This is a genomic window from Paracoccus lutimaris (assembly GCF_003337565.1).
In the GTDB taxonomy this organism is placed as follows: domain Bacteria; phylum Pseudomonadota; class Alphaproteobacteria; order Rhodobacterales; family Rhodobacteraceae; genus Paracoccus; species Paracoccus lutimaris.
The window spans coordinates 142,494-157,737 of record NZ_QPJL01000003.1 but is presented as its reverse complement, the minus strand read 5'-3'; the positions used below and the strand labels follow the sequence as shown (position 1 = coordinate 157,737).

Below are 15,244 nucleotides of genomic sequence, written 5' to 3'. Positions count from 1 at the left end.
CCTTTCATGAGGGACAGGATGAGACGCACGGTCTTTCCGCACAAGCTGCTGCCCTGGCTTCTGGTCGCGCCGCAGCTTGCGATCACGCTGATCTTTTTCTACTGGCCGGCGGGGCAGGCATTCCGCCAATCCATGCTGAAAGAGGACCCGTTCGGGCTTAGCTCGACCTTTGTGGGCTTTGCGAATTTCAGGAGGGTCCTCAGCGATCCGAACTATCTGAACTCGTTGCAGGTCACGGTGATCTTTTCGGCGCTGGTCGCCTTTTTCGCCATGGCGATCGCGCTGTTTCTGGCCGTGCAGGCCGAAAAGATCGTGCGCGGCAAGGGGTTTTACCGGACCATGATGATCTGGCCCTATGCGGTGGCGCCGGCCATCGCGGGGATGCTGTGGCTGTTCATGTTCAACCCCAGCTTCGGCACGCTGGCGCGGCCCCTGCGCGCCATGGGGATCAACTGGAACCCGCTGTTGAACTCCGATCACGCGATGATCCTGATCGTTGCCGCCGCGACGTGGAAACAGATCAGCTATAATTTCCTGTTCTTTGTCGCCGGCCTGCAGGCCATTCCCAGATCGCTGCTGGAGGCCGCGGCCATCGACGGCGCAAGCCGCCGGCACAGCTTCTGGACCATCACCTTCCCGCTGCTGGCGCCGACGACGTTCTTTCTGCTGGTGGTGAACACGGTCTATGCGCTGTTCGACACCTTCGGCATCATCCATGCGGTGACCGGGGGCGGGCCGGGCAAGGCCACGGAAACGCTGGTCTACAAGGTCTATAACGACGGCTTCGTGAACCTGATCATGGGCGACAGTGCCGCGCAATCGGTGATCCTGATGGTGATCGTGATCGCGCTGACCGCCTTCCAGTTCCGCTTCATCGAACGGAGGGTGCATTATGGCTGAGGCATCGGACAGTCCGCTGAACGCCCCGCCCGCGACCCGGATGCTGGCGCATTTCTGGATGATCCTGGGGGTGATCGTGGTCGCCTTCCCGATCTATTACGTCTTCATCGCCTCGACCCATGCGACGCAGACCATCCTGCGACCGCCCTTGCCGCTGATCCCCGGCCCCGAGGCCGGCAGCAATTACAGCGAGGCATTTTCCGGCGGGGTCAGCCGCATCGGCGGTGTCAGCCTGTGGCGGCTGCTGGCCAACACCACCATCGTCGCGCTGGGGATCGCGCTGGGAAAGATCGCGATCTCCATGGCCTCGGCCTATGCCATCGTCTTCTTCCGCTTTCCGCTGCGCATGGTCTGTTTCTGGCTGATCTTTATCACCCTGATGCTGCCGGTCGAGGTGCGCATCCAGCCGACCTACAAGGTCATGGTGGATCTGGGGCTGATCGACACCTATCCGGGGCTGATCCTGCCGCTGATCGCCTCGGCCACGGCGACGCTGTTGTTCAGGCAGTTCTTCATGACCATTCCCGATGAGCTGCTTGAGGCGGCGCGGGTCGATGGCGCGGGGCCGTGGCGGTTTTTCCGCGACATCCTGTGGCCGCTGTCGCTGACCAATGTGGCGGCGATCTTCGTCATCCAGTTCATCTATGGCTGGACGCAATATCTGTGGCCGCTTCTGGTCACCAATTCCAACGAAATGAACACCATCGTCATCGCGCTGAAAAAGATGATCTCTTTCGCCGATGCCGATACGCCCTGGAACCTCGTGATGGTCACTTCGGTGCTGGCCATCCTGCCGCCGATCCTTGTGGTCGTGCTGATGCAGCGCTGGTTCGTCAAGGGTCTGGTCGAGACGGAGAAATAAATGGCCCGCATTCTTCTGAACGATGTCCGCAAAAGCTATGCCGGAAATCAGGTCATCCACGGCATCACCATGGATATTCCCGATGGCGAATTCGTGGTGATCGTCGGCCCCTCGGGCTGCGGCAAGTCCACGCTCTTGCGCATGGTCGCCGGGCTTGAGGCGATCACCGACGGCACCATCGAGATCGGCGGCACGGTCGTGAACAAGCTGGAACCGCGCCAGCGCGACATCGCCATGGTCTTCCAGAACTACGCGCTTTACCCGCATATGTCGGTGCGCGAGAACATGGCTTACGGCCTGAAAATCGCCAGGATGCAGGCCAGCGAGATCGAGGCCCGCGTCCAGCGCGCCGCGAAAATGCTCGAGCTTGAGCCCTTTCTGGACCGCAAGCCGCGCGCGCTGTCGGGCGGCCAGCGCCAGCGCGTCGCCATGGGCCGGGCCTTGGTGCGCGAGCCGGCGGCCTTCCTGCTCGATGAGCCGCTGTCGAACCTTGACGCGAAACTGCGGGTGCAGATGCGCCTGCAGATCAAGGAGATGCATCTGAATACCGGCCAGACCACGCTTTACGTCACCCATGATCAGGTCGAGGCGATGACGCTGGCCGACCGGCTGATCGTGATGAACAAGGGCGTGGCCGAACAGATCGCGACCCCGCTTGAGGTTTATCAGACCCCGGCGACGGAATTCGTCGCGGGCTTTATCGGTTCGCCGGCGATGAACATCTTTTCGGTCGAATCGCGCGGATATTCGGCGATCCTGCCGGGCGGACATGTGCTGCCCTTGCCCGGCATCCCGCACGAGGGCGCGCTGCGCCTTGGCCTGCGCCCCGAGCATCTGCGGCCGGCGGCGCCGGGTGAGAACGCGATCCCGGTCGAGCTGCGCTCGGTCGAGCGTCTGGGGGCGGATGCTTTTGGCTATGGGGTGATCCGCGGCTCGGACACGGCGATGACCTTGCGTCTGCCCGGCACTTCGCAGGCAAGGCGCGGCGACGTGGTCGAGCTGGTGCCCGATCCCGCGCATCTGCATTTCTTCGATGCTGACACCGGCGCGCGCATCGCCGAGGCTTGACGGGTTGGGCGGATGCCGGGCGACGCCGCTGACTGGTATGGTCGGGTTAGCGGCGGTGATCGGCGCAGGGGTTGCTGCCCCCATGGTCACCGCCGCGTTGCCCATAACGCCCGGCGATGAAATCCAACTGGTCCGGGAGCGCTTTTACTTTACATAATCATTCTTATTGAATTTTGTTCAACTACTGGAATGTATCATGAAAATGCCCGAGAGCCCGCTTTCTCAACCGTTTGAAAACAAGATGGATTCTACATCCATCGCCCCGTTCAGGACGTGCAGGACAGTGATCCTTTCCAGGTCCGCCTCGGCGGCAGCGGTGAACTCGACGATCATTCCGCAAGGTGATCAGGCGCACGGTATTTGACCTCAAGCCGCGAAAAGACTTCGGTTGCCGTTCGGACGCGGCCAGCTTCGGCGTCGGAAAGGCTCCGAGCCAATGCCTGATCCAGCGTAGCCAGACGCGTCTCGCGCTGCTGGACCAGGCGGATTCCTTCGCGCAGCACCTCGCTTTTCGAAGTATAGCGCCCAGCTTCCACGAGCGAGGCAACGAAAGTTTCGAACTGAGGTCCAAGCGCTGTGCTGATCATGGCGGTCTCTGTCAGGGCTGACCCAGATGTGGTTGTCTTGATAGCTATTATCAGGACGAGACTTTCGAAATACCCTTGCGTTCGGGCCTCGGCACGATACCCGCCGCAATCCTTCGTGACCGATCCGCCGCCAGCGTCGATGGCCTGCGATCGGCCGGGCGCCGGGGGATCTTCCCCGGCAGGGAATGCGCGACACCCCTGCCCCGGGACATGTCAGCCTGGTTTGGAGCTGGCTGGCCAAAAGGTTCAGCGGATCACGCCGCGGGGTTGTCGCACCGGCCACGGGCGGTTTACCTGAGACCGCCCGCCGCGTCACACCCGTTCGAGCGCGATGGCAATGCCCTGACCGACGCCGATGCACATGGTCGAGAGCGACCGCCGCCCGCCCCCCAGCGCCATTTCGAGCGCTGCCGTTCCCGTGATGCGTGCGCCCGACATGCCAAGCGGGTGGCCGAGCGCGATGGCGCCGCCGTTGCGGTTCACGCGGGGATCGTCATCGGCGATGCCAAGCGCGCGCAGCGTGGCCACGCCCTGGGCGGCAAAGGCCTCGTTCAGCTCGATCACGTCGAAATCGGCTTGTGTCAGGCCGAGACGGTGCATCAGCTTCTGGCTGGCCGGGGCGGGTCCGATGCCCATGACGCGTGGCGGAACTCCGGCCACGGCGCCGCCAAGGACGCGGGCGATCGGCGTCAGCCCGTGCTTTTTCGCCGCTGCCGCCGAGGCAAGGATCAGCGCCGCCGCCCCGTCGTTCACGCCGGAGGCATTGCCCGCCGTGACCGAGCCGTTCGCAAAGAGCGGTCGGAGTTTCGCCAGCGCTTCCACCGTCGTCGCGCGCGGATGTTCGTCGCGCTCGACGATCAGCGCCTCGCCCTTCTTCTGCGCGACCGTGACAGGTGCGATCTCCTGGCGAACCGCCCGCGCGTCTGGGCCGCGGCTGCCTTGGACTGGCTGGCCAGCGCCATCGCGTCCTGCGCTTCGCGGCTGATGCCATAGTCGTCGGCGACGTTCTGCGCGGTCTGTGGCATGGAATCGGTGCCATAGGCCGCCTGCATCGCGGGGTTCACGAAGCGCCAGCCGACGGTGGTGTCGTGAACCTCGGCGTGGCGCGAAAAGGCAGTTTCGGCCTTGGGCAGGACGAAGGGCGCGCGCGACATGCTTTCGACGCCGTCCGCCAGCATCAGCTCGACCTCGCCCGCCGCAATCGCGCGCGCGGCGGTCAGCACCGCATCCATTCCGGACCCGCAAAGCCGGTTGCCCGACCACGCGGACCAGATCCTCGCGCGCGACCGAGGCGGCGGAGGCGAAGAGCATCGCCTCCACCCACCTCAGCCATTCGCGCCAGTTCAAGTTCGCAAGGTCACGATCAAGCTTTCTCCGCCATGCTCAGACCCCCAAAAGGCGGAAGCTGCGCCGCCCGTTTAGTTCGCGCGCAGCGCCACGGCAGACCGCATAACATCGGGCTTGCGCATCAAAAATGGGGCGTTGTCACCAGATCGGCGGAACGAAAGCTGGCATCGCCGTCGCGACTGCACGGGTCTGAGTCGCCCTGCTGGTCGCTTTTGTTGCAGCCGCGAACGGCAGGTTCGTGCGTATAGCTGCCCATTGGGCTAAAATTCTCGACCGCCGACCCTGTCCCTACGGCCCTTTGGATGGAGAGCGGGCCGGGGACGGCTCACCGTCTGGCAAAACCGCCCTGCCTTGCTGCGACACTTCTGGATGGAACGAGGTCGTACAATTCTGGACGGTTGCAACGCCGGCCGTGGATGCAACGCGGATTTGCCGCCGCCGATGGCATGTCGGCATTAACCCTGATTTAACTGACCGCCGATATGGTCACCCCGACGGCAGTGAATCGAGTTGAAAATCCCCGCAAACCCCCGGATCATGCCGGAGATGAGGGAGAGCCCACGCGGTCGGTACGACACACCCGCAGGCGTCCGATCGCGGATCGCCTCTCTTGCTTCGGGCCAATGAAGGGGGGAAGGCGTCATGGCAACCAGTATGGGCGGTAAACGCGACAAGCGGATCGACAGCGCGCGCAAGATCGCCGAGGCGGCGGGCGAGCTGTCGCTTGACCCGGAGATCCTGTTCAAACGCGCCAGCAAGGACGACCTTGAGGCCTATTCCCCCGAAATGATGGCGCTGGTCGCGGCCCATGCCCGCAACGAGTTGCGCGCCTGGGACGGCGGCAAGCCCCGTATCACTATCGAGACCCTGCCCGGGGTTGAACCCGGCGGCAACCGGGTCTCGGTCATCGCGGTGACAGAAAGCAATACCCCCTTCCTTTACGATTCGATCATGGGCGAGGTGACCAGCACCCATCGCGACATCCATCTGGCGGTGCATCCGATCCTGCTGGTCCAGCCCGGCAAGCCGGTGGCGCTGTTCGACCCCGATCAGGAAAGTGATCCCGCCCATCGCGTCAGCCATATCCAGATCCACCTGTCTGAACTGACCCCGGGCGAGGCGCACGAACTGGCCGAACGCATCGGCGGCGTGCTCGATCAGGTGCATCAGGCGGTGCAGGACTGGCCGGAAATGACCGCGCTGCTGGATCAGGCCATGCATGAGATGGAGACCCATGACGCCGGCCGCCGCAAGGGCGATCAGGACGAGGCGCTGGCCTTCCTGCGCTGGCTGCGCGACAACAACTTCACCTTCCTCGGCATGCGCGAATTCACCTATTCCGGCAAGGGCGACCAGGCCAAGGTCGAACGCGGCAAGGGCAAGGGCCTGGGCATCCTGTCGAACCCCGATGTGCGGGTGCTGCGGCAGGGCAAGGACAGCGTGCTGACCACGCCCGAGATCCTCGCCTTTCTGGACGGGCCGGAATTCCTGCTGGTGACCAAGGCCAATGTGAAATCGGTCGTCCATCGCCGCGCCTATATGGACTATATCGGCGTCAAGCGTTTCGACGCGGATGGCAATGTGACGGGCGAATTGCGCATCGTCGGGCTGTTCACGTCGACCGCCTATACTCGGCAGGCGGCGGATATTCCGCTGTTGCGCGACAAGATCGCCAAGGTCGTCGACCATTTCGGCTATGACCCGCAAAGCCATTCCGGCAAGATGCTGGCCAATACGCTGGAATCCTATCCGCGCGACGATCTGTTCCAGATCGATGCCGGACTGCTGGCGCGGTTCTGCGAACAGATCAACGATCTGGCCGACCGCCCGCGCGTGCGGGTGCTGGCCCGCGCCGACCAGTTCGACCGCTTCGTGTCGGTCATCGTCTTCGTCCCGCGCGAACAATATAATTCCGACGTCCGCGAACGCATCGGCGAATATCTGAAAACCGCCTATGACGGTCGCGTCTCGGCCTATTACCCGGCCTTCCCCGAGGGCGGGCTGGCGCGGGTGCATTTCATCATCGGCCGTTCCGGCGGCAAGACCCCCCGCATCCCGCAGACCAGACACGAAGAGGCGGTGCGCAGCATCGTCACCCGCTGGAAGGACCGCTTTGACCTGCTGGCCCGGCAGGACGGGGTCACGCTGGATGTCAGCACCGCCTATCAGTCAGTCTTCCCGCCCGCCGAAACCTATGCCGACCTGCCCGATATCGTCGCCTGCAAGCCGGGCGATCCGATCCGCATCTCGTTCTATCACCTGCCGCGCGAGACCGAGCGGCAGGATACGGTCGAGCTGAAGATCTTTCACGCCGGCGAGCCGGTCTCGCTGTCGCGGCGGGTGCCGGTGCTGGAAAACCTGGGCTTCAGCGTCATCAGCGAACAGACCTATGACATCACCGTCCATGAGGAAGGCGCCGAGCCGCGCCTTGTCGTCCTTCACGACATGGAACTGGTCAATCGCGACGGCAACGCCACCGATCTGGAAAAGATCGGCCCGCTGCTTGAGGAATCCTTCCTTGCGGCATGGAACGGGCTGATCGAGGACGGCACCTTCAACCGCCTGATCCTGCTTGCCGGCCTGACCGCGCGCGAGGTGACGGTGCTGCGCGCCTATGCCCGCTATCTGCGGCAGGCCGGCATCACCTATTCGCAAGACTATATCGCCGATACGATGAACAAATATCCGGCGATCGCGGCGGATATCTTCCGGCTGTTCGTCGCCCGCATGGACCCTGCGCTGGCCGAAAAGACGCGCGAGCGTAAATGCAAGGCCCTCGCCGCCGGCATCGAAGAAGCGTTGGCGGCCGTGCCCAGCCTTGACGACGACCGCATCCTGCGCCGCTATGTGAACGCGGTTCAGGCGACGCTGCGCACGAACTATTTCCAGCGCGACGCGCAAGGCAATCCGCCCGCCGTCCTGGCCTTCAAGCTGGACCCCAAGGCGCTGGACGGCCTGCCCGAACCCCGCCCCTATCGCGAGATCTTCGTCTATGGCACCGAGGTCGAGGGCGTGCATCTGCGCTTTGGCCCCATTGCGCGCGGCGGGTTGCGCTGGTCGGACCGCGCCCAGGACTACCGGACCGAGGTGCTGGGGCTGGTCAAGGCCCAGCAGGTCAAGAACTCGGTCATCGTGCCGGTTGGCGCCAAGGGCGGCTTCTATCCCAAGAAACTGCCCGTGGGCGGCAGCCGGGACGAGGTCTTCAACGCCGGCAAGGATGCCTACAAGACCTTTATCCGCACGCTTTTGTCAGTGACCGACAATATCGTCGGCCAGGGTCTGGTACCGCCGCCGAACACCCTGCGCATCGATGGCGACGACCCCTATTTCGTGGTCGCGGCCGACAAGGGCACGGCGACATTTTCGGACACCGCCAACGGCCTTGCGCAAGAGGCAGGGTTCTGGCTGGACGATGCCTTCGCCTCGGGCGGCTCGGCCGGCTATGACCACAAGAAGATGGGCATCACCGCCCGCGGCGCGTGGGAGGCCGTCAAGCGCCATTTCCGCGAAATGGACACTGACATCCAGACCACGCCCTTTACCGTCGCTGGCGTGGGTGACATGTCGGGCGACGTCTTCGGCAACGGTATGCTGCTGTCGCAGCAGATCCGGCTGATCGCCGCCTTCGACCATCGCGACATCTTCATCGACCCCGATCCCGACACCGGCAAATCCTTTGCCGAGCGCAAGCGCATGTTCGACCTGCCCCGCTCCAGCTGGCAGGATTACGACCGCAAGCTGCTGTCGGCGGGCGGCATGATCATTTCGCGCGCGGAAAAACTGGTGACGCTGACGCCGCAGGCCCAGGCCGCCATCGGGCTCGACAAGGCCCAGGCCACACCGTTTGAGATCATGACCGCGATCCTCAGGGCACCGGTCGATCTGCTGTGGTTCGGCGGCATCGGCACCTATATCCGGGGCAGCACCGAATCTGACGCCGAGGTGGGCGACCGCGCCAATGACGCGATCCGCATCACCGCCTCCGAGGTCGGTGCCCGTGTCATTGGCGAGGGCGCGAACCTTGGCGTGACGCAAAAGGGCCGGATTGAATTCGGCCTGAATGGCGGGCGCTGCAATTCGGACGCCATCGACAACTCGGCCGGGGTGAACTCCTCGGATGTCGAGGTGAACATCAAGATTGCGCTGGCCCCGCCGATGCATGATGGCCGCCTGCCGCGCCCGAAACGCAACAAGCTTCTGGCCTCGATGACCGATGAGGTGGCGCAGCTGGTCCTGCGCAACAATTACCAGCAATCTCTGGCCATCTCGCTGACCGAGATGCGCGGGGCGGCAAACCGCACCTCGCTGGGCCGGCTGATGACCCGGCTTGAGGAACAGGGCCATCTGAACCGCAAGGTCGAGACCCTGCCCAACGACCAGCTTCTGGGCGAGCGCTATCAAAACGGCAAGCCGCTGACCCGGGCGGAAATCGGCGTGTTGCTGTCCTATGCCAAGATCGTGCTTTTCGATCAGGTGGTCGCCAGCGACCTGCCCGACGATCCCTATTTCACCGCCACGCTGGAACATTATTTCCCGGCCAAGATGCGCAAGACCTATGCCGCGGACATCCACGGCCATCGCCTGCGCCGCGAAATCATCGCGACGGTTCTGGCCAATGAGGTGATCAACCGCGGTGGACCGGCCTTTGTCTCGACGCTGACGGATGCGACCGGCTATGTCGCCGCCGATGTGGTCAAGGCGGCAGTTCTGGCGCTGGACGGTCTGGACCTGCCGCGCATCTATGCCGCCATCGACGCGCTGGACAACCGCATCGGCGGTGTGCTGCAAAACCGCCTGTACCGAGAGGTCGCGCGCATCTATGCCCGGGTGACCGAGCGTCTGCTGCGCACCGGCCTGGCCGCCGGCCCGATGGCCGAGGGCGTGGCGCGGCTGCGCGAAGGCATGCAGAAACTGCGCCCGACGCTTCGCAGCTCTGTCCCGGCCGAGACCGCCGAGGAAATCCAGCGCGAGGTCGAAAAATATGTCCAGGGCGGCGTGCCGGCCGCGCTGGCTGGCGAAATCGCCGATCTGGTCCTGATGACGCTGGTGCCCGAGATCATGCAGATCGCCACGGAAACCGGCACCGGGCTGGACCGCACCGCGCAGGGCTATTTCGCGGTAACTGACGCGCTGCGCATCGACCGGCTGCTTTCGGCTGCCGGGCAGGTTTCCGCAACCGAACAGTTCGAGGCGATGGCCCTCTCGCGCGCCATCGCCGAAATCGCCAATGCCCGGCGCGAGCTGACCGCAGCGATCCTGCGCGAGCAAAAGGGCGCCAAAGCCCCGGCCAGGATCCTGCAGGATGCCGACGGACGCTTTGCCAGTGCCGGCAACCAGCTGGCGCTGCTGGTCGAAAAGGGCGAACCCACGCTGGCGCGGATCACCGTGGCCGCCGGGTTGCTGACCGATCTGGCCCGGCTGCGCACGGCCAGCGCCGCCTGACCCCAACACCACCGCCGCCGGGACTTGCTTGCCCGGCGGTGGTCCCCGGTCTGCCGCTTTCTGCCCTCAACGGGATTCATCATCATGGCCGACAGCGCCCGCTTCCTTGAGCAGATGTTCTCGCTGACCGGACGGCGGGTGCTGGTCACCGGCGCAAGCCGGGGCATCGGCCAGGCATTGGCCCTGGGGCTGGCGCGCGCCGGAGCGGATCTGGTGCTGACCGCGCGCGAGGCTGGCGCGCTTGACGCCACGGCGCGCGCGATCGCGGATCTTGGCCGCAGGGCCGAATGCGTCGCCTGCGACCAGTCTGACGTCCATCGCATCGAGGCGGCGCTTTCCGATATCGATCCCGTCGATATCCTGATCAACAACGCCGGCTATGAAGAGGTCCGCGCCTCGGAGCATGTCGATGAGGTGCTTTGGGACCGTATCGTCGACACCAATCTGAAGGGCGCGTTTTTCGTGGCCCGGACCGTGGCCCAGCCGATGCTGGCGCGTGGACGTGGGGCAATCATCAACCTGGCCTCGCTGACCTCGTTCGTCGGGGTGCCGACGGCAGTGCCCTATGGCGCGTCGAAATCCGGGGTGCTGGGCATGACGCGGGCGCTGGCCGCCGAATGGGCCGGGCGCGGGGTCCGTGTGAACGCCATCGCGCCGGGCTATTTTCGCACCCAGCTGACCGAGACGTTCTATGCCGATGCGGATTGGGCGGAAGGCATGCGCGCCAAGATCCCGCAGGGCCGTTTTGGCCGGATGGAGGACCTGCTGGGTGCGGCGCTTTATCTTGCGTCGGATGCCTCGGCCTATGTCACCGGGCAATGCCTGGTCGTGGATGGTGGCTATCTCGCCTCGATCTGAGGGAGGGAGAGTAAAGTATATACAGTGGGATAGACGGTCGTTAGTGTCAGCCTTGCCGGCTTGCGGCGGCGGCTAGATGGGTCAGACGGATGAATGCATCCTCGCGGAATTCCCCAGTCACCGGCACCGAAGCCGGCGCAGGTCCAGCCGTCCGGGTGCGGGACGTGACCATGGAATTCAGCCCTGGTGTCCGCGCCGTGGACAATGCCAGCTTTGACCTGCAGGCGGGCCGGTTTCTGACCGTGCTGGGCCCATCGGGTTCGGGCAAGACCACGCTTTTGCACATGATCGCGGGCTTTCTGAAGCCGAGCGGGGGCGAGATCGCCATCAACGGCCGGCCGGTCGATGCGGTGGCACCGCACCGGCGCTCGGTCGGGATGGTGTTTCAGAAACTGGCGCTGTTTCCGCATATGACTGCGGCCGAGAATGTCGCCTTTCCGCTGAAGATGCGGCGCTGGGACCCGCGCGGCATTCCCGCCCGCGTCGCCGAATTCCTGGATCTTGTGCGGCTGGGCGGCTATCGCGACCGCCGCATCCATGAACTGTCCGGCGGCCAGCAACAGCGCGTCGCCATCGCCCGCGCACTGGTCTTTGAGCCCGAATTGCTGCTGCTGGACGAGCCGCTGGCGGCGCTCGACCGCAAGCTGCGCGAGGAAATGCAGCTGGAGTTCCGCCGCATCCAGAAAGAACTGCACGTCACCACCATCAACGTCACCCATGACCAGCGCGAGGCGCTGGTGGTCTCGGACGAGATCATCGTGATGGAGGGCGGGGTGATCCAGCAGTACGCGCCGCCGCTGGCGATCTATCGCCAGCCGGCCAATGCCTTCGTCGCCGGGTTCGTGGGTGTATCGACCTTTCTCGACGGCGTGGCGAGCCCGGCGGGAATGCGGGTCGGGGGCACCGATTGCGCCGGCCGGCAGGCGCTGCCACTGGCTGAGGGCACGCCCGTTCGCGGCGCATTGCGGGCCGAGCAGATCAGCCTGGGCCCGGCCGGGGACATGCTGGCGGGTTGTGACACCGTGCTGCCCGGCCGCATCGCCGACATGATCTTCGAGGGCGAACGGCTGCTTTACATCATCGACAGCGACGCCCTGCCCGGCGCCGAGATCCGGATCTATCACCACGATCCGACGGGGTTCGATCTGTTCGAGGCCGGCGCCGCGATCCGCTTTGGCTGGCAGGCGCAGGATCTGAAAATCTTCAAGACCGGTCGAAAAGAACCAACAGGAGGAGTGCTGCAATGAAAATTCACGACACCGGCGTTTCACGGCGGGCGATCCTTCGCGCGGGGGCGGCGGCGGGGGGTACGGCGCTGCTGGGCACGTTGCCCGCGACGCGGCTTTGGGCGCAGGAACCCCAGAAACCCGCCGAGCTGATCGTCCGCGCCTGGGGCGGCGAATGGGTCGAGGCGCTCAAGCGCGGGGTTTCGGACCCGTTCACCAAGGCGACCGGCATCGCCATCCGCCACGACCTGACCGAGGACAACGAGATCCAGCCCAAGGTCTGGGCCGCCGTGGCGCAAAACCGCGTGCCGCCCATCCATATCAACTGGGACACCACCACCAACGCCACCAAATCGGCGCTGCGCGGCGTGACCGAGGACCTGTCGGATCTGTCCAATCTGGCCGGCACCTCCGAACTCAGCAAGCCTGTCGGGCTGGACGGCTATCCGATCGTCAACACCTATGGCTATGTCTATGTGCTGGCCTATCGCCCCGAGGCTTTTCCCGACGGCCCGCCGAAATCCTGGAAGGACCTGCTGGATCCGCGCTTCAAGGGCCGGATCGCGCTTTACAATGACGGCATCGGCTTTCACTTTCCGGCACAGCTGGCGGGCGGCGGCACACTGGCCGACATTCCCGCCAATATGGAACCCTGCTGGGAGTTCTGCCGCAAGATCAAGGAACAGTCCCCTCTGCTGGGCGAGGATCCCGATTTCACCGCCTGGTTCCAGAACGATGAGATCGACGCGGCCTGCACCATCTCGACCAATGCGCTGGCGGCCAAGCGCAACGGCGTGCCCATCGCCTGGACCGTTCCGGCCGAGGGCTGCAAGTTCGACACTGACGGGCTGTGGATCCCCAAGGGGCTGCCCGAGAACGAGCTTTACTGGGCCAAACAGTATATCAACTTTGCCATCACCCCCGAGGCGCAGCAGGTCTGGCTGGACGGTCTGGGCCTGCCCGGCGTCGTGCCCGGCCTGACGCCACCCGAAGGGCTGGCAGGCGATCCCTCATACCCGACCAAGCCCGAGGATTTCGAGCATCTGATCCGGGTCTCGGCCAAGGTCCAGGTCGAGAATGAAAGCGACTGGTTCGCCCGCTTCAAGGAAATCATGCAGGGCTGAGCGCCCCACGGGGGCCGGTTCCGGCCGGCCCCCGCCCGTTTTCGATCCCGCAATGGTGCGCCCCGATGACCGATATGCCCGGCCCGGTCTCCAGACTGCGCTATCCGCTTGGTTGGCGGGTGATGGACGCGCTGGAACGCGGCGCCGGTATCCTGTGGCCGCGGGCACTTCACCGGCTGACGGGCTGGCTGCTGATCGCGCCGGCGCTGCTTTTGGTGGCGGTACTGTGCCTGGGGCTTTGGCGCATTGCCCAAGGGTCGCTGCATGTGCTGGACCGCGCGACCTTTCTGCCGGCGGAGGCCTATACGCTGGAGAATTACCGCACCGTTCTGGACAGTGCGACCTATCTCAAGATCGTCTGGCGCTCGCTTTCCGGGGCGTTCCTGACGGTCGTCTTCACGCTGCTGCTGGCCTTTCCCTATGCCTATATGCTGGTCCGGACGCCGTCACCCTTTGTGCGCAAGGCGCTGCTGGCGGTGCTGTTTCTGCCGTTTTTCATCGGGCAGGTGGTGCGCGCCTATGGCTGGCTGATCATCCTGGGCAATTCCGGCGTGGTCAATGACGCGCTGGGGCTGGTCGGCGTGACGCCGATGCGGCTGCTGTTCAGCTTTCCGACCGTGGTTTTCGGGCTGGTGCAATATATGCTGCCCTTTGCCGTGCTGCTTCTGGCGCCGGCCCTGACCGCCATCCCGCGCGAGACCGAGATCGCCGCAGGCTCGCTGGGGGCGAACTGGCTGCAGGTGCTGTGGCATGTCACCCTGCCCATGGCGCGGCCGGGTCTGGTGGGCGCCGGGCTGGTCGTCGCGACGCTGGCGCTGACCGATTTCGCGATGCCTGCGATGCTGGGCGGCGGCTCGCAGGATTTCATCGCCAACGCGGTCTATGACCAGTTCTTCCGCACCGCCGATCAGGGGCTTGGATCAGCCCTTGCGCTGGTGCTGGTGGCGCTGGGATCAGTGCTGGTCGGCGCGGTTTTTGCTGCCTTCGGTGCCGGCACATTGGCCATGGGGGGCAAGCGATGACCAGCCCCTCGCAGAAACTGGTCATCTGGGCGCTGGTCTGGTTCGCCATCCTGATCCTGACCCTGCCCATCGTGATCGTGGTCGCGGCCTCGGTCACCTCGGGCAACATGATCGCCTTTCCGCCCGAGGGGTTCTCGCTGAAATGGTATCGCAAGATCCTCGAGGCGCGCGAATTGCGGCAGGCCTTCTGGCGCTCATTGCAGGTCTCGGCGATCTGCGTGCTGGTCTCGGTGCCGGTGGGAACGCTGGCGGGGATCGCGCTGACCCGCTACCGCCTGCGTTTCGCCGCCGCCCTGCAGGTCTATCTGCTGCTGCCCTTTACCGTGCCGCTGATTGCCTCGGGGATCGGCATGATGCTGGTTTTCGGAGAATGGCGCATTCTGGGGCAGGTCTGGCCGGTCGGCATCGCCTGCGCGGCCATCAACCTGCCCTTCATCATCTGGTCGGTCTCGTCCTCGGCGGCGGCGCTGGACCGCGACCTTGAGCTGGCAGCGCAGAATTGCGGGGCGGGGCCGGTGGCGACCTTCCTGCATGTCACCCTGCCCGCGGTGATGCCCGGGGTGATCACCGGCGGGCTTTTGATGTTCGTGCTGGCCATGACCGAATTTCTGGTCAGCCTGCTTTTGACCGATGCGCGCACGGTGACGCTGCCGGTGCAGGTCTATAACAACATCCGCTCGATCATCACGCCCGATCTGGCGGCGGTTTCGACCGTGTTCATCATCATCGCCTTTGCCGCCGTCTGGCTGCTGGACCGGCTGGTGGGGCTGGACATCTTCCTGAAATCGAAATGAGCGCGGCGGAAAGG

11 protein-coding genes and 1 pseudogene are annotated in these 15,244 nt (G+C 64.7%); 9 read left to right on the top strand and 3 right to left on the bottom strand.

The window, feature by feature from the left end:
* The first annotated feature begins 18 nt into the window (after positions 1-18).
* Genes ugpA through DFP89_RS04555 form a run of 3 tightly spaced genes read left to right on the top strand, consistent with a single transcriptional unit; the run spans position 19 to position 2,830 of the window.
* On the top strand, positions 19-900 hold the full coding sequence (ugpA, locus tag DFP89_RS04565) for a sn-glycerol-3-phosphate ABC transporter permease UgpA (protein ID WP_114348209.1): 882 nt from the start codon (positions 19-21) through the stop codon (positions 898-900).
* Positions 893-1,762 carry a sn-glycerol-3-phosphate ABC transporter permease UgpE gene (gene ugpE, locus DFP89_RS04560; protein ID WP_114348208.1) on the top strand — a complete coding sequence of 290 codons (870 nt, stop codon included), beginning with the start codon at positions 893-895 and terminating at the stop codon, positions 1,760-1,762. The genes ugpA and ugpE overlap by 8 nt, the downstream gene beginning before the upstream one ends.
* Positions 1,763-2,830, top strand: coding sequence for a sn-glycerol-3-phosphate import ATP-binding protein UgpC (locus DFP89_RS04555; RefSeq protein ID WP_114348207.1), 1,068 nt, complete (start codon positions 1,763-1,765; stop codon positions 2,828-2,830). It begins immediately after the preceding gene.
* A gap of 329 nt (positions 2,831-3,159) precedes the next feature.
* On the opposite strand, the gene DFP89_RS04550 is transcribed toward DFP89_RS04555, so the two are convergent.
* The 3 genes and pseudogenes from DFP89_RS04550 to DFP89_RS20695 form a co-directional block, all read right to left on the bottom strand.
* The gene (locus DFP89_RS04550; RefSeq protein ID WP_114348206.1) at positions 3,160-3,417 is read right to left on the bottom strand and encodes a type II toxin-antitoxin system ParD family antitoxin; all 258 of its coding nucleotides are present in this window, start codon (positions 3,415-3,417) and stop codon (positions 3,160-3,162) included.
* A gap of 312 nt (positions 3,418-3,729) precedes the next feature.
* A complete protein-coding gene (locus tag DFP89_RS20700) occupies positions 3,730-4,053 on the bottom strand; it encodes a thiolase family protein (protein WP_245948603.1) in 324 nt (107 codons plus the stop codon).
* A gap of 138 nt (positions 4,054-4,191) precedes the next feature.
* A pseudogene (locus DFP89_RS20695) lies at positions 4,192-4,649 on the bottom strand (thiolase family protein); the annotation flags it as partial.
* 757 nt (positions 4,650-5,406) lie between these two features.
* Between DFP89_RS20695 and DFP89_RS04540 the strand changes: the two are divergent.
* From DFP89_RS04540 to DFP89_RS04515, 6 genes are all read left to right on the top strand, one after another.
* The gene (locus DFP89_RS04540) at positions 5,407-10,206 is read left to right on the top strand and encodes an NAD-glutamate dehydrogenase (protein WP_114348205.1); all 4,800 of its coding nucleotides are present in this window, start codon (positions 5,407-5,409) and stop codon (positions 10,204-10,206) included.
* An 84-nt stretch (positions 10,207-10,290) separates the two neighbouring features.
* Positions 10,291-11,064 carry an SDR family NAD(P)-dependent oxidoreductase gene (locus DFP89_RS04535; RefSeq protein ID WP_114348204.1) on the top strand — a complete coding sequence of 258 codons (774 nt, stop codon included), beginning with the start codon at positions 10,291-10,293 and terminating at the stop codon, positions 11,062-11,064.
* A 170-nt stretch (positions 11,065-11,234) separates the two neighbouring features.
* Positions 11,235-12,311 (top strand): ABC transporter ATP-binding protein, encoded by a 1,077-nt coding sequence (locus DFP89_RS04530; RefSeq protein WP_245948592.1) that lies wholly within the window; start codon positions 11,235-11,237, stop codon positions 12,309-12,311.
* Positions 12,308-13,414: an ABC transporter substrate-binding protein gene (locus DFP89_RS04525; RefSeq protein WP_114348202.1), complete on the top strand. Its 1,107-nt coding sequence runs from the start codon at positions 12,308-12,310 to the stop codon at positions 13,412-13,414. The genes DFP89_RS04530 and DFP89_RS04525 overlap by 4 nt, the downstream gene beginning before the upstream one ends.
* Positions 13,415-13,479: 65 nt before the next feature.
* The gene (locus DFP89_RS04520) at positions 13,480-14,436 is read left to right on the top strand and encodes an ABC transporter permease (protein WP_245948591.1); all 957 of its coding nucleotides are present in this window, start codon (positions 13,480-13,482) and stop codon (positions 14,434-14,436) included.
* On the top strand, positions 14,433-15,230 hold the full coding sequence (locus DFP89_RS04515; protein ID WP_114348201.1) for an ABC transporter permease: 798 nt from the start codon (positions 14,433-14,435) through the stop codon (positions 15,228-15,230). The genes DFP89_RS04520 and DFP89_RS04515 overlap by 4 nt, the downstream gene beginning before the upstream one ends.
* Positions 15,231-15,244 lie beyond the last annotated feature (14 nt).